The 22249-nt window shown below is 66.3% G+C and carries 25 protein-coding genes; 17 read left to right on the top strand and 8 right to left on the bottom strand.

The genetic code is table 11. The annotated features are described in order from the left end of the window. Positions 1-12 precede the first annotated feature (12 nt). Both V9L20_RS12845 and V9L20_RS12840 read right to left on the bottom strand, forming a co-directional pair. Positions 13-1866, bottom strand: a complete 1854-nt coding sequence (locus V9L20_RS12845) for a feruloyl-CoA synthase (protein ID WP_337296893.1) — start codon at positions 1864-1866, stop codon at positions 13-15. Further along, positions 1863-2636, bottom strand: coding sequence for a crotonase/enoyl-CoA hydratase family protein (locus tag V9L20_RS12840; protein WP_157615762.1), 774 nt, complete (start codon positions 2634-2636; stop codon positions 1863-1865). The genes V9L20_RS12845 and V9L20_RS12840 overlap by 4 nt, the downstream gene beginning before the upstream one ends. Before the next feature lie 104 nt (positions 2637-2740). Between V9L20_RS12840 and V9L20_RS12835 the strand changes: the two genes are divergently transcribed. Then, on the top strand, positions 2741-3607 hold the full coding sequence (locus tag V9L20_RS12835; RefSeq protein ID WP_337296892.1) for an amidohydrolase family protein: 867 nt from the start codon (positions 2741-2743) through the stop codon (positions 3605-3607). 25 nt (positions 3608-3632) lie between these two features. Here the strand turns inward: V9L20_RS12835 and kefC are convergent, their stop codons facing one another. Further along, positions 3633-5483 (bottom strand): glutathione-regulated potassium-efflux system protein KefC, encoded by a 1851-nt coding sequence (gene kefC / locus V9L20_RS12830; RefSeq protein ID WP_337296891.1) that lies wholly within the window; start codon positions 5481-5483, stop codon positions 3633-3635. 2 nt (positions 5484-5485) lie between these two features. Continuing rightward, complete coding sequence (gene kefF, locus V9L20_RS12825; protein WP_337297040.1) at positions 5486-6238, bottom strand: glutathione-regulated potassium-efflux system oxidoreductase KefF; 753 nt, start codon at positions 6236-6238, stop codon at positions 5486-5488. A 91-nt stretch (positions 6239-6329) separates the two neighbouring features. Here kefF and V9L20_RS12820 point away from each other — a divergent pair, with 91 nt between their 5' ends. Further along, complete coding sequence (locus V9L20_RS12820; protein ID WP_126747076.1) at positions 6330-6950, top strand: ParA family protein; 621 nt, start codon at positions 6330-6332, stop codon at positions 6948-6950. Positions 6951-7002: 52 nt separating this feature from the next. Continuing rightward, a complete protein-coding gene (locus V9L20_RS12815) occupies positions 7003-7473 on the top strand; it encodes a MaoC family dehydratase (RefSeq protein WP_337296890.1) in 471 nt (156 codons plus the stop codon). Positions 7474-7504: 31 nt separating this feature from the next. Here V9L20_RS12815 and trmL read toward each other — a convergent pair whose 3' ends face one another. Then, entirely contained in the window at positions 7505-7966 is a 462-nt protein-coding gene (gene trmL, locus V9L20_RS12810) for a tRNA (uridine(34)/cytosine(34)/5-carboxymethylaminomethyluridine(34)-2'-O)-methyltransferase TrmL (protein WP_258502275.1), read from the bottom strand. 28 nt (positions 7967-7994) lie between these two features. Next, complete coding sequence (locus tag V9L20_RS12805; RefSeq protein WP_337296889.1) at positions 7995-8711, bottom strand: ComF family protein; 717 nt, start codon at positions 8709-8711, stop codon at positions 7995-7997. A 23-nt stretch (positions 8712-8734) separates the two neighbouring features. Between V9L20_RS12805 and V9L20_RS12800 the strand changes: the two genes are divergently transcribed. The 8 genes from V9L20_RS12800 to V9L20_RS12765 all read left to right on the top strand — a co-directional run bounded on the left by V9L20_RS12800 (position 8735) and on the right by V9L20_RS12765 (position 15247). Continuing rightward, positions 8735-9649 (top strand): biotin synthase, encoded by a 915-nt coding sequence (locus V9L20_RS12800; protein ID WP_337296888.1) that lies wholly within the window; start codon positions 8735-8737, stop codon positions 9647-9649. Positions 9650-9875: 226 nt separating this feature from the next. Next, positions 9876-10352, top strand: coding sequence for a DUF2244 domain-containing protein (locus tag V9L20_RS12795; protein WP_126747164.1), 477 nt, complete (start codon positions 9876-9878; stop codon positions 10350-10352). A 59-nt stretch (positions 10353-10411) separates the two neighbouring features. After that, positions 10412-11590, top strand: a complete 1179-nt coding sequence (gene coxB / locus V9L20_RS12790) for a cytochrome c oxidase subunit II (protein ID WP_258502271.1) — start codon at positions 10412-10414, stop codon at positions 11588-11590. 55 nt (positions 11591-11645) lie between these two features. Continuing rightward, positions 11646-13283 carry a cytochrome c oxidase subunit I gene (ctaD, locus tag V9L20_RS12785; protein WP_337296887.1) on the top strand — a complete coding sequence of 546 codons (1638 nt, stop codon included), beginning with the start codon at positions 11646-11648 and terminating at the stop codon, positions 13281-13283. A 23-nt stretch (positions 13284-13306) separates the two neighbouring features. Continuing rightward, the gene (locus V9L20_RS12780; RefSeq protein ID WP_431769288.1) at positions 13307-13432 is read left to right on the top strand and encodes a cytochrome oxidase small assembly protein; all 126 of its coding nucleotides are present in this window, start codon (positions 13307-13309) and stop codon (positions 13430-13432) included. A 19-nt stretch (positions 13433-13451) separates the two neighbouring features. Then, positions 13452-14078 carry a cytochrome c oxidase assembly protein gene (locus tag V9L20_RS12775; protein WP_258502270.1) on the top strand — a complete coding sequence of 209 codons (627 nt, stop codon included), beginning with the start codon at positions 13452-13454 and terminating at the stop codon, positions 14076-14078. Beyond that, a complete protein-coding gene (locus tag V9L20_RS12770; RefSeq protein ID WP_126747069.1) occupies positions 14075-14290 on the top strand; it encodes a DUF2970 domain-containing protein in 216 nt (71 codons plus the stop codon). The genes V9L20_RS12775 and V9L20_RS12770 overlap by 4 nt, the downstream gene beginning before the upstream one ends. A gap of 75 nt (positions 14291-14365) precedes the next feature. After that, on the top strand, positions 14366-15247 hold the full coding sequence (locus V9L20_RS12765) for a cytochrome c oxidase subunit 3 (RefSeq protein WP_126747068.1): 882 nt from the start codon (positions 14366-14368) through the stop codon (positions 15245-15247). A gap of 74 nt (positions 15248-15321) precedes the next feature. On the opposite strand, the gene V9L20_RS12760 is transcribed toward V9L20_RS12765, so the two are convergent. Next, positions 15322-15543 carry a twin transmembrane helix small protein gene (locus V9L20_RS12760; RefSeq protein WP_258502269.1) on the bottom strand — a complete coding sequence of 74 codons (222 nt, stop codon included), beginning with the start codon at positions 15541-15543 and terminating at the stop codon, positions 15322-15324. Positions 15544-15579: 36 nt separating this feature from the next. Here V9L20_RS12760 and V9L20_RS12755 point away from each other — a divergent pair, with 36 nt between their 5' ends. From V9L20_RS12755 to V9L20_RS12730, 6 genes are read left to right on the top strand one after another with little or no spacing between them, the layout of a single operon-like run. After that, complete coding sequence (locus V9L20_RS12755; RefSeq protein WP_337296886.1) at positions 15580-16389, top strand: SURF1 family protein; 810 nt, start codon at positions 15580-15582, stop codon at positions 16387-16389. Next, on the top strand, positions 16373-17056 hold the full coding sequence (locus V9L20_RS12750; protein WP_337296885.1) for an SCO family protein: 684 nt from the start codon (positions 16373-16375) through the stop codon (positions 17054-17056). The genes V9L20_RS12755 and V9L20_RS12750 overlap by 17 nt, the downstream gene beginning before the upstream one ends. A 6-nt stretch (positions 17057-17062) precedes the next feature. Further along, positions 17063-18277: a COX15/CtaA family protein gene (locus tag V9L20_RS12745; RefSeq protein ID WP_337296884.1), complete on the top strand. Its 1215-nt coding sequence runs from the start codon at positions 17063-17065 to the stop codon at positions 18275-18277. Next, on the top strand, positions 18274-19179 hold the full coding sequence (gene cyoE, locus V9L20_RS12740; RefSeq protein ID WP_337296883.1) for a heme o synthase: 906 nt from the start codon (positions 18274-18276) through the stop codon (positions 19177-19179). The genes V9L20_RS12745 and cyoE overlap by 4 nt, the downstream gene beginning before the upstream one ends. A gap of 17 nt (positions 19180-19196) precedes the next feature. Continuing rightward, positions 19197-19814 carry an SCO family protein gene (locus V9L20_RS12735; RefSeq protein WP_337296882.1) on the top strand — a complete coding sequence of 206 codons (618 nt, stop codon included), beginning with the start codon at positions 19197-19199 and terminating at the stop codon, positions 19812-19814. Between the two features lie 19 nt (positions 19815-19833). Next, entirely contained in the window at positions 19834-20676 is an 843-nt protein-coding gene (locus V9L20_RS12730) for a DNA alkylation repair protein (RefSeq protein WP_337296881.1), read from the top strand. A 59-nt stretch (positions 20677-20735) separates the two neighbouring features. On the opposite strand, the gene rpoH is transcribed toward V9L20_RS12730, so the two are convergent. Continuing rightward, entirely contained in the window at positions 20736-21677 is a 942-nt protein-coding gene (rpoH, locus tag V9L20_RS12725; RefSeq protein ID WP_319427582.1) for an RNA polymerase sigma factor RpoH, read from the bottom strand. Positions 21678-22249 lie beyond the last annotated feature (572 nt).

Genomic DNA, 22249 nt, shown 5'->3' with positions numbered 1-22249 from the left:
CCTGGACGTGGGTCAGCGGGGCTTCAGGGTGAAGGGCAGGGTGTCGGCATGCAGCGCCTCGACCAGGTGGGCGCGGTGCTTGAGTACGGCACGCTGGTTGATGGAGCCCTTGTCGGTCACTTCGCCCTTGTCGATGGAAGGCGGCTCGGCCATCAGGTGCAGCCGCGCGACGCGGTTGGCGCTGCCGGTGCCCATGGCGGCCAGTTCGTTGGCCACCTGCTGGAAGTGCGCCTGCACCGGCGCGCTTTCGAGCACCTGCTGCATCGTCGCGTCTGCCGGCACGCCGGCGAGTTCGCGCACCTTCTGCGTGGGGAAAATCAGCGCGCCCACTTCCTTGAGGTTGATGCCGGTCAGCACCGCGTCTTGTACGTAAGGCGCGCCGGCCGCGATGATCTTTGCGCGCAGCGGGCCTACGCTCACGAAGGTGCCGGTGGCCAGCTTGAAGTCCTCGGCAATTCGGCCGTCGAAGCGCAGGCCGCGGTGGATGTTGTTCTCGTCGATCCACTTCACCGCGTCGCCGGTGCAGAAGAAGCCCTCTTCGTCCAGCGCCTCGGCTGTGGCTTCGGGCGCACGCCAGTAGCCGGGCGTGATGTTGGGGCCGCGGTAGCGCACCTCGGTCTTGCCATCGACCTGGATCAGCTTGAGTTCGATGCCCGCCGCGGGCAGGCCGATGTCGCCCGACTTGACCTCGGGGCCGGTGACATACAGCGCGAACGGGCCCGACTCGGTCATGCCCAGGCCCGTGCCCATGACGATGCGCTCGCCCACTTCGGCTTCTTGCGTGCGGTGCAGGCTGTCCCAGATGGGCTGCGCGAGCGCCGCGCCGGAATAGAAGAACATCTTCACGCGCGACAGCAGGTTGCGGCGCAGCACCGCATCGGTTTCCATCGCGTGCGCAATGGCCTCGAAGCCGGTCGGCACGTTGAAGTAGATGGTGGGCGCGATCTCGCGCAGGTTGCGCAGCGTCTCGGCCATGCCGCCGGGAGTGGGCTTGCCGTCGTCGATGTAGAGCGTGCCGCCGTTGTCCAGCACGATGCCCACGTTGTGGTTGCCGCCGAAGGTGTGGTTCCACGGCAGCCAGTCGACCAGCACCGGCGGCTCCTCGCCGAGCGCGGGAATCGATTGCCGCAGCTGCTGCTGGTTGGCGCACCACATGCGATGCGTGTTGATCACCGCCTTGGGCATCTTGGTCGAGCCCGAGGTGAACAGAAACTTGGTGATGGTGTCCGGGCCGGTGGCACGCATCGCGGTGTCGATGGCCGGCGTTGCGGGCGTGGCGGCGAGCGCGTCCAGGCTGGTGGTGGTGCGGCCTTCGAGCCGGCCTTCGGCGAGGACGACTTCGGTGTCGGCCGGTACGACGGCCTGGATGGCGCGGGCATAGCGCGCGGCGTCGGCGGCGAACACGAGGCCGGGCGTGAGCGTCTCCAGCACGTGGCGCAGCTTCTCGAAGTCCTGGCTCACCAGCGAGTAGGGCGGGGACACAGGGCAATACGGCACGCCGGCATAGAGGCAGCCCAGGGCCAGCAGCGCGTGTTCGATGCTGTTCTCGCTGAGGATCGCGACCGGGCGGTCCGGGCCCAGGCCGCGATCGAGCAGGGCCTGGCCGATGCTGCGTGCCTTCTGCAGCGCCTCGGCGTAGCTCACACGCTGCCAGTCGCCGGTGCTGCCGTCGGCCAGCCGTTCGCGGCGGGCGATGAAGGTGCGCTCGGGCGCCGCTTCGGCCCAGTGCGCCAGGCGGTCGGTCATGCGGTCGCGATAAGGGCCGAGCTCTGTTTCGGCGCGCAGGTACTGCGTGCCCGGCGCGCCCTCGCGCAGCACTGCGCGCGTGACGCCGAACGCCAGCGGACGGTATCGGATCGTGGTCATCCCTTGCTCACCTTGGCGCCGCGGCCTTCGAGGAAATCGCGCACGCGTTCCTTGGCCTCCGGTGCGTTCTGCACGATGCCGGACATCAGTGCCTCGGTAAAGAAGCCGTGGTCGGCCGACTGCTCGGCGATGCGCGGCAGCGCATGCATGAGCGCGTAGTTGGTGAGCGGCGCGTTGGTGGCAATGCGCTTGGCGAGTTCGAAGGCCTTGTCGAAGGCTGCGCCTTCGTCGACCAGGTATTGCGCAAAGTTGGCGCGCTCGCCGTCTTCCGCGTTGTAGACGCGGCCGGTCATCATCATGTCGGTCATGCGGGCCACGCCGATCAGCTTGGGGATGCGCACCGAGCCGCCGCCGCCCACGAAGATGCCGCGCGAACCTTCGGGCAGCGCGTAGAAGGTGGAGCGGTCGGCCACGCGGATGTGGCAGGCGCTGGCCAGCTCCAGGCCGCCGCCCACCACCGCGCCGTGCAGCGCGGCAACCACCGGCACTGGGCCGTGCTGGATGAGGTCGAGCGCGGCATGCCACAGGCGCGAATGCTGCATGCCCTGACCCGCATCGCGCTCTTTCAGTTCGCTCAGGTCGAGGCCGGCGCAGAAGTGCGGGCCTTCGCCGTCGAGCACTGCCGCGCGCACCGTGGAGGGCAGGGTCTCGAAGGTATTGCGCAACGCGAGGATCAACCCGTCCGAAAGGGCATTGCGTTTGGCGCCGCGCGTCAGGCGAACGATGGCGACTTCGTCGCGAATGTCGAGTTGGAGGTCGGGATTGGTCATGATTGCATTCGTGTGTGAGTTGGATTATGGTTATGATAAATAATCAATTCAAGGCACTTGAGCGCCCCAAATCCTAGGGACTTACCCGTACTGGAGACAACGAGATGGACCACAAGAACCTCATCGCGATCGACATCCACACCCACGCCGAAGTGAGCTGCTGGAACCCGTTCGACAACTACGGCGAGGAATACGACCGCGCAGCGGACAAATACTTCGGCTCGAGCGGCCGGCCGACCATTGCCGAGAGCGTGGCGTACTACCGTGAAAGAAAGATCGGCCTGGTGATGTTCATGGTCGACGCCGAGTCGAACATGGGCCGCCGGCGCATTCCGAACGAGGAAATTGCCGAGGCCGCGCAGAAGAACAGCGACATCATGATTGCCTTTGCCAGCATCGATCCGCACAAGGGAAAGATGGGTGCGCGCGAGGCGCGGCGGCTCATCGAGGAGCACGGTGTGAAGGGCTTCAAGTTCCACCCCACGGTGCAGGGCTACCACCCCTACGACAAGATGGCCTGGCCGATCTACGAGGTGATTGCCGAGTACAACCTGCCGGCCATCTTCCACACGGGACACAGCGGTATCGGCTCGGGCATGCGCTGCGGCGGCGGCCTCAGGCTGGAGTACAGCAACCCGATGCACCTGGACGACGTGGCCATCGACTTTCCGGACATGCAGATCGTGATGGCGCACCCCAGCTTTCCGTGGCAGGACGAAGCGCTGAGCGTGGCCACGCACAAGCCCAACGTGTGGATCGACCTGTCGGGCTGGAGCCCCAAGTATTTTCCCAAGCAGCTGGTGCAGTACGCCAACACGCTGCTGAAGGACCGCATCCTGTTCGGCAGCGACTACCCGCTGATCACGCCCGACCGCTGGATGAAGGACTTCGAGGCGGCCGGCTTCAAGCCCGAGGTGATGCCGGGCATCTTGAAGGGCAACGCGGTGCGGCTGCTCAAGCTGGAAGGCTGACCTCAGGGTCAGCCGAAGGGCGGGCTCAGCCGTCCGCCTCTTCCTTCTCGTCGAACCGGTCCCAGTCGCGGCCCGAGCGGCGCTGCCGCTCCTCGCGCTCGCGTGCCATCTGCTCCTCGAACTGCTGGCGGCCTGCCTTGTTGGCCGCAATGAGCTTGGCGCGGTCCTTGTAGTGCGGGTAGATCTCGTCGCTCAGCAGGATGTTCCGGCGGCGGAACCGCATGGCCGTTTCGCGCGCCTCGTGCGCGGGCCAGCCCAGTGCCTCGAGCGTGGTGCGGGCGCTGCGCAGCGACGATTCGAACACCTCGCGTTCCACATCGGTCACGCCGCGGTCGCGCAGCTGGAAAAGGTGCGTCACGTTGCGGGCCCGCGCAATGATGCGTGCCTGCGGAAAGTGCTCTCTCACCAGGTCGACGATATTGAGCGACTGCTCGATGTCGTCCACCGCCACCACAATGGCCTTGGCCGTGCCGGCGCCCGCGGTGCGCAGCAGATCGAGCCGCGTCGCATCGCCATAGAACACGCGAAAGCCGAACTGCCGCAGGCCTTCGACGGTGTCGGCGTCATGGTCGAGCACCGTCACGCGCAGGCCTTGCGACATCAGCATGCGGCCGACGATCTGGCCGTAGCGGCCGAAGCCGCAGATCAGCACCTTGGCGTCCTGCTGCTCCGAAATTTCTTCGAGCTGCGCGCCGTTGTTGCGGCTGTAGCGCGGCAGCACGAACTTGTCGAGCAGCACCAGCAAGAGCGGCGACAGCAGCATCGACAGCGCCACGGCACCGATCAGGAGCGAGGTGATCTCGGGCGGCAGCACGTCCGGCCCCGCGGCCTGGAACACCACAAAGGCGAACTCGCCGCCCTGCGCCAGCAGCAGCGTGAACACGGGGCGCTCCTGGTAGGCCAGGCCCATGGCCTTGGCCAGCGCATAGATCACCACCAGCTTGATGGCCATGAAGCCGACCACCAGCGCGGCCATGAGCCAGGGGCTTGCGATCAGCACGCCGAAGTTGATCGACATGCCCACGGCGATGAAGAACAGGCCCAGCAGAAGGCCCTTGAAGGGCTCGATGTCGGTTTCGAGCTCGCGCCGGTATTCGCTTTCCGCCAGCAGCACGCCGGCAAGAAAGGCGCCCAGCGCCATCGAAAGGCCCACGAACTGCATCAGCGCCGCGATGGCCACCACCAGCAGCAGCGCCGCGGCGGTGAAGATCTCGGGCGTGTCGCTGCGCGCGATCCAGCGCAGCAGCGGGCGCAAGGCAAGACGGCCGCCGAGGATGATGCCGGCGATCACGCCGACGATCTTCAGACCCTCGAGCGTGCGGTCGAGCCCGCTGAGCGACTGTTCGGCCGCCGTGGCGCCCGCCAGCAGGGGCAGCAGCGCGAGGATGGGAATGGCCGCCACGTCCTGGAACAGCAGGATCGAAAAGCCGGCCTGGCCGCTCGGCGTCTTGAGCAGGTTGCGTTCGCCGAACACCTGCAGCGCAATGGCCGTGGACGAGAGCGCCAAGCCGAGCGCCGCCACCAGCGCCACGCGCCATTCGGCACCGGCCGCCCAACCCGCGGCAAACAGCACCGCCGCGCAGCTCAGCACCTGCGCGGCGCCCCATCCGAAGATGGGGCGGCGCAGGTTCCACAGGCGCTTGGGTTCAAGCTCCAGGCCCACGAGAAACAGCATCAGCACCACGCCGAATTCGGCGAAATGCAGCACGTCTTCCACGCTGGAGACGAGCCCCAGCCCCCAGGGGCCGATGGCGATGCCGGCCACGAGGTAGCCGATGATCGAGCCGAGGCCCAGGGCCTTGGAAAGCGGCACCACCAGCACGGCGGCGCTCAGGTAAATAAGGCTGCTGGTCAGCCAGGCGGGTGCGTGTTCCATGCTCAGGCCGAGCCTTTCTCGCCGCTGTTTTCTTCTTCGTTGGCGGCGGACATGAAAGCCAGGCCGTGGGTCATTGCGGATTGGAAGGCGCCGGAGGCCGCCGCGCCCGGTTCGTCATGCTCGGCGGGGCGATCGGTCTCGGGCACGGGGCAGGCCACGCACACATCCAGCTCTTCCAGTTCGGGCCAGTCGGGGTAGCTGCCGAGCCGCTGGGCGAACACGTCGACATGGGCTGCCACCTCGGCCTCGCTGGCGCTGCGCGCGCCGTGAAAGACCAGCGGCGGCAAGAAGCGCATGCCGCACAGCGCCGCGGTCTGCTCATAGGGCGGCAAGAAGGCGTCGAAGAAATAGCGGTGATAGCTCTGCGGGTGGTAGCTCTGCTCGGGGCTGCCCGTGGTGACGGCCAGCCACAAGTCCTTGCCTTGCAAGGCGGTGCCGCCAGGGCCGTAGGCCCAGCCGTAGCCGAGCACGTCGTCGAGCCAGAGTTTTTGCAGCGCGGGCATCGAATACCACTGGATCGGGTGCAGCAGCACCACCAGGCTGGCCCTGGCAAGCCGCGCCTGCTCGGTCTCGATGTCGATGGAGAAGTCGGGGTAGCTGCCGTAGAGGTCGTTCACCTCCACGCCGGGCACCGAACGCGCGGCAGCCAGGAGCCGCCGGTTGACGCGGGAATCGCGCCAGTGCGGATGGGCCGCAAGCACATAGATGCCGCCGGATTCGGCGCCGGCGGCGGCCGCGGATGTTGTTGTCGTCATGCCGCGAACATAGCTCAAGATCGGCTCCTGCCGGCCGGGCGCGCCTCGTGTCGCTACGATGCGGGCTGTTCCAGCTCTGGAGGAGATGCTCATGCCGGTGGTTCTGGTCGCCAACCCCAAGGGTGGCGTAGGCAAGTCGACGCTCGCGACGAACATCGCAGGCTATTTTGCGAGCCGCGGCCATGCCGTGATGCTCGGCGACGTGGACCGCCAGCAATCGTCGCGCCTCTGGCTCGGCCTGCGGCCGCCGCAGGCGCGGCCCATCGCCACCTGGGAGGCCACGGGCGACAGCGCCGTGGTGCGGCCGCCGCGCGGAACCACGCATGCCGTGCTCGACACGCCGGCGGGCCTGCACGGATGGCGCTTCAAGGAAGTGCTTGCCCTGGCCGACCGCGTGATCGTGCCGCTGCAGCCGAGCATCTTCGACATCTACGCCACGCGCGATTTCCTCGACCGGCTGATGGAGCAGCGCCGCGCCGAAAAAACGAAGATCAGCCTCGTGGGCATGCGCGTGAACGCCCGCACCCTGGCCGCCGACCGGCTGAACGAGTTCATCGCAAGCCTGGGCGTGCCGGTGCTGGGCGAGCTGCGCGACACGCAGAACTACGTTCAGCTTGCGGCGCGCGGGCTCACGCTGTTCGACATTGCGCCCGGGCGTGTGCAGCGCGACCTGGAGCAGTGGCAGCCGATCTGCGAGTGGCTGGAGGGCTGAGGCTTTCGGCTGTCGCGGTGCCGACACCTGCCCCTGCACCCTTGGCGCCAGAATGCCGCGCATGACCAAAAAGACATTCCAGACCCTTCAGGATCTTGCCGCCTGCGTTGGCCAGGAAGTCGCCGTGAGCGACTGGATCACCATCACGCAGGAGCAGGTGAACCAGTTCGCCGAAGCCACGGGCGACCACCAGTGGATTCATGTCGATATCGAGCGGGCCAAGGCGGGCCCCTTCGGTGGGCCGATTGCCCATGGCTTCCTGACGCTGTCGCTGCTGCCGCGCTTCTACGAGACGGCGCTGGACGTGGTCGAGTCGCGCATGGGCGTGAACTACGGGCTGAACCGGGTGCGCTTCATGTCGCCGGTGCCGGTCGGCAAGCGACTGCGGGCGCGCATGAAGCTGCTGACCGCCGAGCTGATTGCGGACGACGGCATCCAGATGACCTGGGAAACCACGATCGAGCTCGAAGGCGCGGCCAAGCCGGCCTGCGTGGCGGAGTCGGTGGTGCGCCGCTACCGCTGAGTTCGCCTCGGCCGGCGGCAGGAACACCCGCTCAGCTGAATCCGTTCTGCCGCCAGGCCTCGAACACGGTCACTGCCACCGCGTTCGAAAGATTGAGGCTGCGCTGCCCCTCGCGCATCGGCAGGCGCAGGCGCTGGGGCTCGGCAAAACCCTCTCGCACCGCCGGCGGCAGCCCGCTCGTCTCTGATCCGAACACCAGCCAGTCGCCGGGTTGGAAGCGAACGTCGTGCACGGCGCGGGTGCCGCGGGTGGTGAGCGCAAACATGCGCTCGGCCGCGGGCTTTTCGGTGTCGAGCAGGGCCTGCCAGCTGGCATGGCGCTTGACCTCGGCGTACTCGTGGTAGTCGAGCCCGGCGCGGCGCAGCAGCCGGTCGTCCATCGAAAAGCCGAGCGGCTCGACCAGATGCAGCGCGCAGCCTGTGTTGGCCGCCAGGCGGATCACGTTGCCTGTATTCGGCGGGATTTCGGGTTGGACCAGGACGATATGGAACATGCGCCGATTGTCGCGGCGGCGCGCCTGCTCAGTGCGGCGCAGCGGTCCGCGCCAGCACCACGGCCGTGATGTGCGCTGCGCCGGCCAGCCGCAGCGCCGCGGCCGCCGAAAAGAGCGAGGCACCCGTCGTCATCACATCGTCGACCAGCACCACGCGCCGGCCCTGCAGCTGGCTCGCGCGCAGGGGCTCCACCGCGAAGGCGCCGCGCAGGTTGCGAAGGCGCTCGGCGCGCGCAAGGCCGATCTGCGCCGGCGTGTCGCGGGTGCGCAGCAGCAGCGTGGCGTCGGTCTTGGCGGGCGCCAGCCGGCGCGCCAGTTCGAGCGCCTGGTTGAAGCCGCGCTCGCGCAGCCGGGCGGGGGCCATGGGCATCGGCAGCACGGTGTCGCAGTTTTCCAGCGCCGGTTCCACCCAGGGCACGCTGCGCATCAGCGTCGACAAGGGCCCGGCCCAGCCCGCCTCGCCGCGGAACTTGAACTGGGCGATGCATTCGGGCCACGGCCACGCATAGTCGCAGGCCGCAAGGCAGGCATCGAGCGGTGGCGGATCGCCCATGCATTCGCCGCACCGGACCACGCCCTGCGGCACGGCCAGCGCGCAGCTGCCGCATCGGTCGGCCGGCGGCGCAAAGCGCGCCACGCAGGCATCGCAAACGCGCCGGGAAGGCCAGGCGCGGCACACCTCGCACTGGCTGGGCAGCCGTGCAAGCAGAGAGGTCAAAGGCCGACGGGCCCAACGGCTGAACATGGGCTCAATATACTCACGGCCCCATGGCCACCGACCCCGCAAGAAGACCGCCGACCATCGATCCCACGGCGGCCGCACGCTGGAGGCGGCTCGCGCCTGCCGACGGTTCGCCGTGGCTGCACGAGGAAATCGGGCGCCGCATGGAAGACCGGCTGCAATGGATCAAGGCGCAGCCGCGCACCTGGGCCGACTGGTCGCCCCTTCGCGGCGGCCTTGAGGCGCACGAACTCGTCGCCCGGCGCTACCGCGAAGCCGCATGCTTCGTGATCGAAACCGAACCGGCCCTTGCCGCCGCAACCAGCCAGGTGCTGGCAGCGCCCTGGTGGAGCGCGCGCCGCTGGCAGGGCGGCAAGGCGCGCTTCGATGCGCCGCCCGAGGACGGCGTCGACCTGCTCTGGGCCAACATGTCGCTGCACATGGCCGCCGACCCCGAAGCGCTCATCGCACAGTGGCACCGGCTGGTGGCGACCGACGGCTTCCTGATGTTCTCGTGCCTTGGCCCCGACACGGTCCGCGAGCTGCGGGCCCTGCATGCGCGGCTTGGCTGGCCGGCGGCGGGCCACGAATACACCGACATGCACGACTGGGGCGACATGCTGGTGCATGCCGGCTTTGCCGAGCCGGTGATGGACATGGAACGCATCGTGCTTACCTGGGCCACGCCCGAGGCGGCGCTTGCCGAGCTGCGCACGCTCGGGCGCAACCTGCACCCGGCGCGCTTTCCGGCGCTGCGCGGCAAGGCATGGCACCGGTCGCTGAAACAGGCGCTGCCCGAACTGGCGCCGGCGGAAGAGGGCGGCGGGCGCATTGCGCTGACCTTCGAAGTCATCTATGGCCACGCCTTCAAGCCGGCGCCGCGCGTGGCGCTTTCGGCCGAGAGCGCGGTGTCGCTGCGCGAGATGCGCTCGATGCTGCAGCGCGGCCGGCCGGGGGGCTGAGCCGCAGGGCCGTTCCCAAGGCGAAGACCGTAGCGCGCAGCGCGCGGGCTATCGATGAGCGGCGGGCCCGTCAAGCTGCGCATCTTGCGGGCGGGCACCTGTGTCTACCCGCTACAATCCGCCGTTGCGTGAAACTCGCGGGTGTTGTTCCGCGAACGAGGTCTGTCCGATCCTGTGGAGACAAGGGGTTGGCCGGCGTCGACGCACCGATTTGCTGAACTCGCCCGTGTCGAATTCCGTGTTTCGTTTTGCCACCGTTTCAGGCCAGAACATCCACTGGTTCCTGAAGCGCAATTGCTCGGTGACGCCGAGCCAGCTGGGCTGGCTCTACGCCTCGCTGTGCGTGGTGTCGCTCGGTATCGGTACGGTGTTCTGGCTGCTCGGTGCGCCGCTGGTGCTGCCTTTTGCCTGGCTGGAACTGGCGGCGGTGGGATTTGTATTCATGCTGTACGCGCGGCACGCGACCGATGGAGAAAAGATCGCGTTGCAGGGCGGACGGCTGGTGGTGGAGCTCGAGAACGGTGGAGACTACGAGCGCACGGAATTTCTGCCGCACCAGGTGCGGATCGAACCGCAGGCCGGCGATCGCTCGCTGATCGAGGTCTCGGGTCAGGGTCGATCGGTCAGGGTGGGGCGCTATGTACGCCCGGAGTTGCGAGCCGCACTGGCGCGCGAGATTCGCATGGCGTTGCGTGGCGCCTGAACGGCTCGCGCGGCACTGCACGGTTGGGTTTGTTGAAAAAATTGAGAAACGTGAACACGATGAAGAGCATTTGGCGCAACAAGTACAGGCCGGCGAATCTGTTGCTGGCGGCCGGCGCGGCTTTCAGCGGCGCGGCGCACGCAGTCAACGATCTGCCCGGCGGCCCTTCGGTGCGCCAGCTGAATCTTCCGCTTGGCGTTACCAAGATTGCGCAGGAACAGCACTTCCTGCACACGGTGATGATGATCCTGTGCACGGTCATCTTCGTCGCCGTGTTCGCGGTCATGTTCTATTCGATCTGGAAGCACCGCAAGTCGGTCGGCCACAAGGCGGCCAACTTCCATGAATCGGTGGTGGTCGAGGTCATCTGGACCATCGTGCCGTTCATCATCGTGATCGTGATGGCGCTGCCCGCCACCAAGGTGCTGGTGGCCCAGAAGGACACCACCAACGCCGACCTCACTATCAAGACCACCGGCTACCAGTGGAAGTGGGGCTATGACTACCTCACGGGCGAAGGCGAGGGCCTGGCCTTCATCTCCACGCTCGACAGCTCGCACCGCGCCATGTCGGATGCCGGCGCCAAGGGCGAAATGCCCGCCGACTACCTCTTCAAGGTCGACAACCCGATGGTCGTGCCGGTGCAGAAGAAGGTCCGCATCATCACCACCGCCAACGACGTGATCCACGCATTTGCCGTGCCCCAGCTCGGCATCAAGCAGGACGCGATTCCCGGCTTCGTGCGCGACACCTGGTTCCGCGCCGAAACCGTGGGCGACTACTACGGCCAGTGCCAGGAACTCTGCGGCAAGGAACACGCCTACATGCCCATCCACGTGAAGGTGGTTTCGGCCGCCGACTACACGGCGTGGGTCGACACCAAGCGCAAGGAAGCCGCCGCCAAGCTCGACGATCCGAGCAAGGTCTGGACGCTGCCCGACCTGATGGCTCGCGGCGAGAAGGTCTACGCCGCCAACTGCGCGGCCTGCCACCAGGCCAACGGCAAGGGCGCGGGCCCGATCAAGGCGCTCGACGCCAGCCCCAAGGTGGTCGACGCCGACCACAAGGTGCAGCTGCTGGTGCTGCTCAACGGCCAGAACAACGGCGCGATGCCGTCCTGGAAGCAACTGAGCGACACCGACCTGGCCGCCGTTGCCACCTATACCAAGAACAGCTGGTCGAACAAGACGGGCCAGCTGGTGCAGCCGGCCGAAGTTCTGGCCCTGCGCGGCAAGTGATCGCGAAGATCGAGCCCAAGCGCCCCGCGACGAAGAAATTGCAAGGAACAATGAAATGAGTGCAGTCCTCGACCCCCACGGTCACGCCCACGACGGCCACGCACACGATCACGACGAGCACCACGCAGCGCCCACCGGCTGGCGCCGCTGGGTGTTCGCCACCAACCACAAGGACATCGGCACGCTCTATCTGCTGTTCAGCTTCACGATGCTGATGGTGGGCGGCGTGCTCGCACTGCTGATCCGCGCCGAGCTGTTCCAGCCCGGCCTGCAACTGGTGAACCCCGAACTGTTCAACCAGTTCACCACCATGCACGGGCTGATCATGGTGTTCGGCGCCATCATGCCGGCGTTCGTGGGCTTTGCGAACTGGATGATCCCGCTGCAGATTGGCGCATCCGACATGGCCTTCGCGCGTATGAACAACTTCAGCTTCTGGCTGCTGATTCCGGCGGCGCTGATGCTCGTGGGTTCGTTCTTCATGCCCGGCGGCGCACCCGCTGCCGGCTGGACGCTCTACGCTCCGCTCACGCTGCAGATGGGCCCCTCGATGGACGCCGGCATCTTCGCGATGCACATCATGGGCGCCTCGTCGATCATGGGCTCGATCAACATCATCGTCACCATCCTGAACATGCGCGCCCCCGGCATGACGCTGATGAAGATGCCGATGTTCTGCTGGACCTGGCTCATCACCGCCTACCTGCTGATTGCCGTGATGCCCGTGCTCGCAGGCGCCATCACCATGACGCTGACCGACCGCCACTTCGGCACCAGCTTCTTCAACCCCGCCGGCGGCGGCGACCCGGTGATGTACCAGCACATCTTCTGGTTCTTCGGCCACCCCGAGGTCTACATCATGATCTTGCCGGCCTTCGGCATCATCAGCCAGATCGTGCCGGCGTTCTCGCGCAAGAAGCTGTTCGGCTACGCCTCCATGGTGTACGCCACCTCGTCGATCGCGATCCTGTCGTTCATCGTCTGGGCGCACCACATGTTCACGACCGGCATGCCGGTCACGGGCCAGCTGTTCTTCATGTACGCGACCATGCTGATCGCGGTGCCGACGGCCGTGAAGATCTTCAACTGGATCGCCACCATGTGGCAGGGCTCGATGACCTTCGAGACCCCGATGCTGTTTGCCGTGGGCTTCATCTTCGTGTTCACGATGGGCGGCTTCACGGGCCTCATCCTGGCCATTGCCCCCATCGACATCCAGCTGCAGGACACCTACTACGTGGTGGCCCACTTCCACTACGTGCTGGTGGCCGGCTCGCTCTACGCGATGTTCGCGGGCTACTACTACTGGGCGCCCAAGTGGACGGGCGTGATGTACAGCGAAACGCGCGGCAAGATCCACTTCTGGTGGTCGCTGATCTCGTTCAACATCACCTTCTTCCCGATGCACTTCCTGGGCCTGGCCGGCATGCCGCGCCGCTATGCCGACTACCCGATGCAGTTTGCCGACTTCAACGCGGTGGCGTCCATTGGCGCCTTCGGCTTCGGTCTTGCACAGGTTTACTTCTTCTTCTTCATCGTGCTGCCGACCATGCTCGGCAAGGGTGAGAAGGCGCCGCAAAAGCCATGGGAAGCCGCGGAAGGCCTCGAGTGGGAAGTGCCCTCGCCGGCGCCTTTCCACACCTTCGAGAACCCGCCCAAGCTCGACCCAACCGCCACCAAGGTGATCGGCTGAACGCTGCACGGCCGCCGGCCCGCATGACGACAATGACCACGCCCGAACAAAGAAAGAACAACCGACGCATGGGGCTCACGCTGGCCTCCATCGCCGTGATGTTCTTTCTCGGATTCCTGGTCCGCATGATCTGGTTCAGCGGACGCTGAAGCGAACGGAGCCGCACGCATGAGCCTCGGTCAACGCATCAAGCGCGCCAATGTCCGCATGGTCGGCAAGCTGGCCGTGGTGGCCTGCGGCATGTTCGCGTTCGGCTATGCGCTGGTGCCGCTCTACCGTGCCATCTGCGAAATGACCGGCATCAACATCCTCGCGCTCAACGAGCTCGAAGTGCCGGGCGGCGCAAGCGGCGGCAAGAACGTGCGTGTCCCCGACAACTCCCAGGTCGACACCAGCCGCACCATCACGGTCGAGTTCGACTCCAATGTTCGCGGCGGCCTCTGGGACTTCAAGCCCGCCGCGCGGACGATGCAGGTGCATCCCGGCCAGCTCAACACGGTGGTATACGAGTTCCAGAACGTGCAGAACCGCCGCATGGCGGCGCAGGCCATCCCGAGCTATGCGCCGCAGCAGGCCGCGCCGTACTTCAACAAGCTCGAGTGTTTCTGCTTCAACCAGTACACCCTCGACCCCGGCGAGAAGAAGGAATGGCCGGTCGCGTTCGTGATCGATCCGAAGATCTCCAAGGACGTGAAGACGATCACGCTGTCGTACACCTTCTTCGAAGTCGGCGGCAAGACGCCGGCGGCGCCGGTCGCAGCTGTTTCCAATGCCGCCCATGAGCCCCGCTCGTGACCGCCGACCCGAATTCGCCGCCGCGCAAGGCCACGCTGTGGGACACGGTGAAGGCCGTCTGCTGGTCGTTCTTCGGCGTGCGGAAGAAAAGCGCCTATCAGGACGACTTGGCCAAGCTGAACCCGCTGCACATCATCGCGGTGGCATTTGCCGCGGTCATTGTTTTCATCGTCGGCCTGGTGCTGCTGGTGCGCTACGTGGTTGCGCCCTGACCGCACGCCGCAGGGCCCACGACATCCAGACCCCATCGAATCGAATCGAGAGAAGAAAGAAAGCCAGGAGCTGATATGAGTTCAACCACCCACGGCACCACGCCCTACTACTTTGTGCCCGGGCCATCGGCCTACCCGGTCATGGCCTCGATCGGCCTGTTCTTCGTGATTCTTGGCGCCGGCCAGTGGATCAACGGCCACCAGTGGGGCGCGTGGTCGCTGCTGCTCGGCATGGTCGTGTGGCTTGCCACGTTGTTCGTGTGGTTCCGCGCCGCCATCGGCGAGAGCGAAAGCGGCCAGTACGGCCACAAGATCGATCTCTCGTACCGCTGGAGCATGAGCTGGTTCATCTTCTCCGAAGTGATGTTCTTCGGCGCCTTCTTCACCGCGCTGTGGTGGGCCCGCACCCATGCGCTGCCGGCGCTCGGCAGCCTGGACAACGCGCTGCTCTGGCCCGACTTCAAGGCCGTGTGGCCCAGCATTGCCGCCGGCGCAACCGGTTCGCCAGCCGACATCGTCGAGCCCTTCCAGACCGTAGGCCCGTTCTGGCTGCCCACGATCAACACCGCGCTCCTGCTGAGCTCGGGCGTCACGCTCACCATTGCGCACCATGCGCTGCGCGCCGACCATCGCGCCCAGTGCATCCGCTTCATGTGGCTCACCGTGCTGCTCGGCGTGGTCTTCCTGGGCGTTCAGGGCTACGAATACTTCCACCTGTACACCGACCTGAACCTCAAGCTCAGCTCGGGTGCCTACGGCTCGACCTTCTTCATGCTGACCGGCTTTCACGGCCTGCACGTGTTCATCGGCATGCTGATGCTGCTGTTCATCACGCTGCGCCTGCAAAAGGGCCACTTCACGCCGGAGCGTCACTTCGGCTTCGAAGGCGCGGCCTGGTACTGGCACTTCGTCGACGTGGTGTGGCTTGGCCTTTACGTGCTGGTCTACTGGCTTTGAGCGAAACCCGCGGCATACAAACAAAAAGGCGCCGAAAGGCGCCTTTTTCATGGTTCTCGTGGAACGAGCACCATCTACTTGCCGAGCGGGAGCCCGGTGGGCTGGATGTACCCGAGTTTCCAGGCGAGCAGCATGCAGAGGAACAAAACCACGGAGATGCCGATCCGAAAGGTGAGCGCGCGCGCCATGCCGCCGCTTTTGGCGCGCCCGTTGCGCCCGTCTTTCAGCATGTAGAAGAGCGCAAAGGCAAGGCTCGCGAAGATGCCCACGAAAGCCAGGGCGACGAAGTATTTCATGACCTCGATTATCGGCCGCGCGCCTCATCCCTTCCAGTGACGCCGGAACCCCTGCAACCCGCCGCCAGGGCGCCGAGGCGAGGCCGTTTCCTGCTGGTTACGCTGGCTGCCGTGCTGACCTTGGCCGCGACGGTGTCGCTGGGCCGGTGGCAGCTTTCGCGCGCAGCGCAGAAGGAGGCGCTGCAGGCCGAGATCGAAGCCCAGAAGCAGAAGCCGCCGCTCAGCCAGGCCGAATTTCTCGCACTGGAAGCGCCGGCCGGCGCGCTTCATAGGCCCGTGCGGCTGCGCGGCCTTTGGCTGACGCCGCAGACGGTCTACCTGGACAACCGGCAGATGCACGGCGTGCCCGGTTTCTATGTGCTGACCCCGTTCGCCCTCGAAGGCAGCGACCAGGCCGTGATGGTGCAGCGCGGCTGGGTGCAGCGCAATTTCAATGACCGCACGCAACTGGGCGCGGTCGAGACGCCGGTGGGCATTGTCGAAGTCACCGGCCTGATCGAGCCTCCGCCCGGCCACTTGTTCGAACTCGGCAAGCCGACGGCCGCCGCCTCGGCACCGGAGGGCGAGGGGTCTTCGCCCATCCGGCAGAATCTCGACCTGGAAGCGTTCCGCGCCGAAACCAAGCTGCCGCTGCGCACCGACGTGTCGCTCCAGCAGGTCGGCCCCGCTTCCGAGGGGTTGCAGCGCGACTGGCCGGCCCCCGCACTGGGTCTGGAGAAGCACTACGGCTATGCATTCCAGTGGTTCGGGCTCTCAGCCCTCGTGGTCATCCTCTATGTCTGGTTCCAATTCATTGCCCCCTTCCGCCGCTCCAGGCGCCGCACACACGATGCAAGCAGCCTCTGACGAACCCCTGGGCCTGACGGTGCACTCGATGCCGTCGCCCAACCAGGCACTCGACGGCGCCGAGGGCCGCCGCACGGTCGTCGGGCGCTGGAAAATGATTGCCGTGATGCTGATGTGCGCCGCGCCCGTCATCGCGTCCTACTTCACCTACTACGTGATCCGGCCCGAAGGCCGCAGCGTCTATGGCGAGCTCATCGATCCGCAGCGCGTGCTGCCGGCGCTCACCGCCACCGACCGCAACGGCGCGCCGGTCGACGTTGCCACGCTCAAGGGGCAGTGGCTGCTGGTTGCGGTGGCCGACGCGGCCTGCAATGCGCTGTGCGAGCAACAGCTCTACCTGCAGCGCCAATTGCGCGAAAGCCTGGGCCGCGAAAAAGACCGGCTCGACCGCGTCTGGCTCGTGAGCGACGCGGCCCCCGTGCCCGCGCGCCTGGAGAACGGCCTGCGCGGCGCCACCGTGCTGCGCGTGCCTGCTGAGCAGCTTGCCCAGTGGTTTGCGCCGGTTCAAGGCCATTCCCTGCCCGAGCACCTGTACGTGGTCGATCCCATGGGCAACTGGATGATGCGTTTTCCGGCCGGCATGGATGCCAAGGGTGCCAGCCGCGCCAAGCGCGACCTCGACCGCCTGCTGCGCGCTTCCGCCTCCTGGGACGAACCCGGCCGCTGACACCGCATGGACACCGGCTCGCTCTACGACCTCACACCGATCGCCTGGCTGATGGCGGCCGGCGTGCTGATCGCGCTCGGCCCGCTGGTGTGGGTGTGGCGCCGCAATGCCGGCGCCGGTCCGGCGCGCCGGCTGCACGCACTCACCGTGCTCACGCTGTTTCTCACCTTCGACCTCACGCTCTTCGGCGCCTTCACTCGGCTCACCGATTCGGGCCTGGGCTGCCCTGACTGGCCCGGCTGCTACGGCAACGCGAGCCCCGTCGGTGCGCGCCACGAAATTGCAATGGCGCAGTCGGCCCAGCCGACCGGCCCGGTCACGCACAGCAAGGCATGGGTCGAGATGGTCCATCGCTACCTCGCCACCGGGGTGGGCGTGCTCATCCTCGTGCTCGCAGGGGCCACCTGGGTCGTGCGGCGGCGCCAGCGCCGCCTGCCCGTGCCGGCTGAGGGCGAACACGCCACCCTCAGCGCATGGTGGCCGGCGGTAACGTTGGTCTGGGTCTGCCTGCAGGGCGCATTCGGCGCCCTCACCGTGACCTGGAAGCTCTTTCCCGCCATCGTCACGCTTCACCTGCTGGGCGCCGTGGTGCTGCTAGTGCTGCTGTGCATCCAGGCCGTGCGCTATCGGCAGGCCGCTGCGGACCGGCTGCCCACTGCCGTATCGCCCGCATTGCGCAACGGGTTGCTTGCCACTTCTGCATTGCTCCTGCTGCAGATTGCACTCGGCGGCTGGGTCAGCACCAACTACGCTGTGCTGGCGTGTACCCAGTTTCCGACCTGCCAAGGCAGCTGGTGGCCGCCGATGAACTTTGCGCAGGGCTTCGAAATCTGGCGCCACCTTGGCGTGACCGGCAGCGGCGCGCCGCTCGATTTCTCGGCGCTCACCGCCATTCACTATGCGCACCGGCTTATGGCCTACGCGGTGTTTGCCGCGCTGGGTGTGCTCGCGTGGCGCTTGCGCCGCATCGAGCCGCTGCGGCCGCAAGCCGGATGGCTCGCGGGCCTGGCCCTGCTGCAGCTTGCCACCGGTCTGGGCAACGTGCTGCTCGGCTGGCCGCTCGCCGCCGCCGTGCTGCACACGGGCGGCGCCGCTGCGCTGGCGGTGGTGCTGACCTGGGCAATCTGCGAAAGCCGCCGCGGGACCGCGGCCGCCACCGTACACAACAAGGACAAGGCGCCCGGCGCCCTGCAAGACAACCAGAGGGGGGCTACCGCGTGAGCACGCCGATTTCCGTGGAACAGGCGAGCACCGCCAATGTGCTGCGCCAGTTCTATGCGCTGACCAAGCCGCGCGTGGTGCAGCTGATCGTTTTCTGTGCCCTCATCGGCATGGTGCTGGCCGTACCCGGTGCCCCGACATGGCCCGACGTGCAGCGCGCACTGCTGGCTTGCGCCGGCATCTGGCTCGTCGCGGGTGCGGCGGCGGCGTTCAACTGCCTGGTCGAGAAGGGCATCGACGCCAAGATGAAGCGCACCGCTTGGCGGCCCACCGCGCGCGGGCAGCTCAGCGACCTGCAGGCCCTGGTGTTCTCCGCGCTGCTGTGCGTGGCCGGCTCGGCGCTGCTGTGGTTCAAGGTCAACCCGCTCACCATGTGGCTGACCTTTGCGACCTTCGTCGGCTACGCCGTCATCTACACCGTGATCCTCAAGCCGCTGACGCCGCAGAACATCGTGATCGGCGGCGCCTCGGGCGCGATGCCACCGGTGCTGGGTTGGGCCGCCATGACCGGCGAGGTCGGCCCCGAGGCGCTCATCCTGTTCCTCATCATCTTCCTGTGGACGCCGCCTCATTTCTGGGCGCTGGCGCTCTACCGTGTCGAGGACTACCGCAAGGCCGGGCTGCCGATGCTGCCCGTGACGCACGGCAACGAGTTCACGCGGCTGCAGGTGCTGCTGTACACCTTCATATTGTTCGCGGCCTGCCTGATGCCTTTCATCTACGGCATGAGCGGCTGGCTCTACCTGGCCGTGGCGGTGGGCGTGAGCATCGGTTTCACGAGCTATGCCTTTGCGCTCTGGCGCAATTACTCCGACGCGCTGGCGCGCAAGACCTTCCGGTTTTCGCTCATTCACCTGAGCGTGCTGTTCGCGGCATTGCTCGTCGACCACTATCTCCGCTGATCGAAATGTCCGTATCCATGAACAAGCGAAATGCTCTCAAGTTGATCATCGGCAGTGCAGGGTGGGCGGGTGCTGCCGCCACCCTCGGCCTGGGGCTTTCGGGCTGCAGCGAACCCAAGCCGAGCTTCAACGCGGTGGACATCACCGGCGCTGATTACGCCAAGGACTTCTCGCTGAAAGACGCCGACGGCAAGGTCCGCACCATGGCCGACTTCAAGGGCAAGGTGGTGGTGCTGTTCTTCGGCTACGCGCAGTGCCCCGATGTGTGCCCCACCACCATGACCGAAATGGCCCAGGTCAAGCAGCAGCTCGGCAGCGACGGCGACAAGCTGCAGGTGGTGTTCGTCACGGTCGATCCGGCGCGCGACACGCCCGAAGTGCTCAAGGCCTACATGGGCGCGTTCGATCCGGCTTTCGTCGCGCTGATTCCCACGCCCGAGCAGCTCGCCGCGACCGCCAAGGACTTCAAGGTCTACTACAAGAAGGTCGAGGGCAAGACCCCGACCAGCTACTCGATGGACCATTCGGCGGCCAGCTTCGTCTACGACACCGAAGGCCGCGTGCGCCTCTACGCACGCTACGGCACCGGCGTGGCGCCGATGGTGTCCGACGTGAAGGCGCTGCTCAAGGCCTGACCAGGCATCGAATCGGCCGATGGACGCTGCTGCCGTTGCCTTCGCCCCGGTCGATCACCTGAAAACGCGAAAGGGCGCGTTCCGCATCGCGCTCATTCCGCCCGAAGTGCTGCGCGCACTGAACGACGGGTTGCTCGAGACCGTCAATCTCAACGAATTCCTGGCGCTGGAGCTGCCGCAGTTGGCGCGCAGCGTGGCGGGCCATATCGGCCTGGATCCGGCAAGCGAGCGGCTGGTCGACACGCTCGCGATGCTCGGCGCCTTCAAGCCGATGCAGCGGCACGGCCACATTGCGCGTGCGCTCTACGACCTGGCGGCGCTGCATGCCGAGCGCGATGCCGTCGCGCACCGGCTGGCCACGCACGCCAGCGACGTGGCGCGCTGCTGGGCCGCGCAGTGGGTCGCGCTTTCCGGTTTGCCGCTGGCGGCGCAGCTGCAGGCGGTGCGCCGGTTTGCCGCCGACTCGCACTTCGGCGTGCGCGAAATCGCCTGGATGGCGGTGCGCGAAGCGGTCATTGCCTCGCTCGACGAGTCGCTGGCGCTGCTGCAGCCATGGGCGACCGATGCCGATCCGAACATCCGCCGCTTTGCCAGCGAGCTCACGCGCCCGCGCGGCGTGTGGTGCGCGCAGATCGAGGCGCTCAAGGCCGAGCCCTGGCGCGCGCTGCCGCTCATCGAGCCGCTGCGCGCCGACCCCAGCCGCTATGTGCAGAACTCGGTGGCCAACTGGCTCAACGACGCGAGCAAGACCCAGCCGGAGTGGGTCGACCGGCTCTGCACCCGCTGGACCGACGAGTCGGACACGCCGGCAACCCGGTACATCGCCAAGCGCGCGCTGCGAACCCTTTCGAAGCAGGCGTGAATGAATGAAAAAAGCCCGGCATGGCCGGGCTTTTTTCTGGGCGAAGAGCCGAGCGAGCCTTACGCGTAGTCGGCCAGCGCCTTCTTCATCTTCTTCATGGCCGCGACTTCGATCTGGCGAATGCGCTCGGCGCTCACGCCGTACACCGCTGCCAGGTCGTGCAGCGTCATGCCGCCCGAACCGTCGTCGTTGACCTTGAGCCAGCGCTCTTCCACGATGCGGCGGCTGCGCTCGTCCAGCGCCTCGAGCGCGGTGGCAATGCCGTCGCTCGAGAGCCGGTCGCGCTGCTGCGATTCGAGCAGGGCGGTCGGTTCCTGCGTGGCGTCGGCCAGGTAGGCGATCGGGCCGAAGGCTTCATCGCCGTCGTCCGACGGACCCGGGTCGAGCAGCACGTCGCCGCCCGACAGGCGGGTTTCCATTTCGAGCACTTCTTCGGGCTTGACGTTGAGCCGGGTCGCCATTTGCGACACCTCGTCGGGGCTCAGCGTGTCGCGGTGCGTGCCGTTGTCGGCCGCGGCCGAGTCGGCCTTGAAGCCCTGCTTCATCGAGCGCAGGTTGAAGAACAGCTTGCGCTGGGCCTTGGTCGTCGCGACCTTGACCATGCGCCAGTTCTTCAGGATGTACTCGTGAATCTCGGCCTTGATCCAGTGCATGGCGTAGCTCACGAGCCGCACGCCCTGGTCGGGGTCGAAACGCTTCACGGCCTTCATGAGACCGACATTGCCCTCCTGGATCAGGTCGCCGTGAGGCAGTCCGTAACCCAGATACTGGCGGGAAATGGAAACCACGAGGCGCAGGTGCGAGAGGATCAGCGCACCGGCCGCTTCGAGGTCGTTGTTGTCGCGCAAACGGCGTGCGAAGCCCTGCTCTTCTTCGAGCGTGAGCATCGGCAGGCGGTTGGCGGCCGAAATATAAGCATCCAGGTTGCCCAGCGGCGGCACCATCGACCATGGATTGGCGACGGCGAGCTGGTTGGCAGAGGCTCCAGACAGCGTGGTCATCAGGGGAAACTCCTTTGTATTGGGCATATTAGCACTCGATTAGAGGGAGTGCTAAGCCAAGGGTTCCCCCTAAGTTTCTATCGAGGCGATAGCCAAAGCTGTCGGCAGGTGTCGGTTTTCACTGGGCTTGGAACTTTTTTCACTGGGAATGGAACCCTGATTCTTTTGAAATCAACGACTTGGCTCCATCGCTCGTCGGGCAAATGAGGAACCCAGCCGATTTCGCCTTTTGTAGGAGCTGGGAAATGGTGGTCGGTTCCGCCGCCAATTTCCTTCTTCATGCAACACTGTTTTTCTCCCCTATCATCAAGCTATATTACCCGGATAAAATTGGCGGCGGGTGTGAAAGCTCAACTCAGAGCTGACTCGGCGGCTGAAGCGATTGCCCGAAGTTGCGCACGAGCGGCCTCCGCCCGAAAGCGAGGGATCACCCAGTTGTGGTGCGTCTCACGGTATCGTCCATAGTGAGCCCGTGCGACTGTGCGCACTGCCGAGTGTTGAATTCCACCGATCTCTGACCCGAGATTTCCATCGAATACTGACCCACCCGCTTTGTGAGCCCGAGGGCTTCA

It is taken from the genome of Variovorax sp. CCNWLW225 (assembly GCF_037204045.1).
Lineage (GTDB): Bacteria > Pseudomonadota > Gammaproteobacteria > Burkholderiales > Burkholderiaceae_C > Variovorax.
This window is presented reverse-complemented; position numbering and strand designations above follow the sequence as displayed.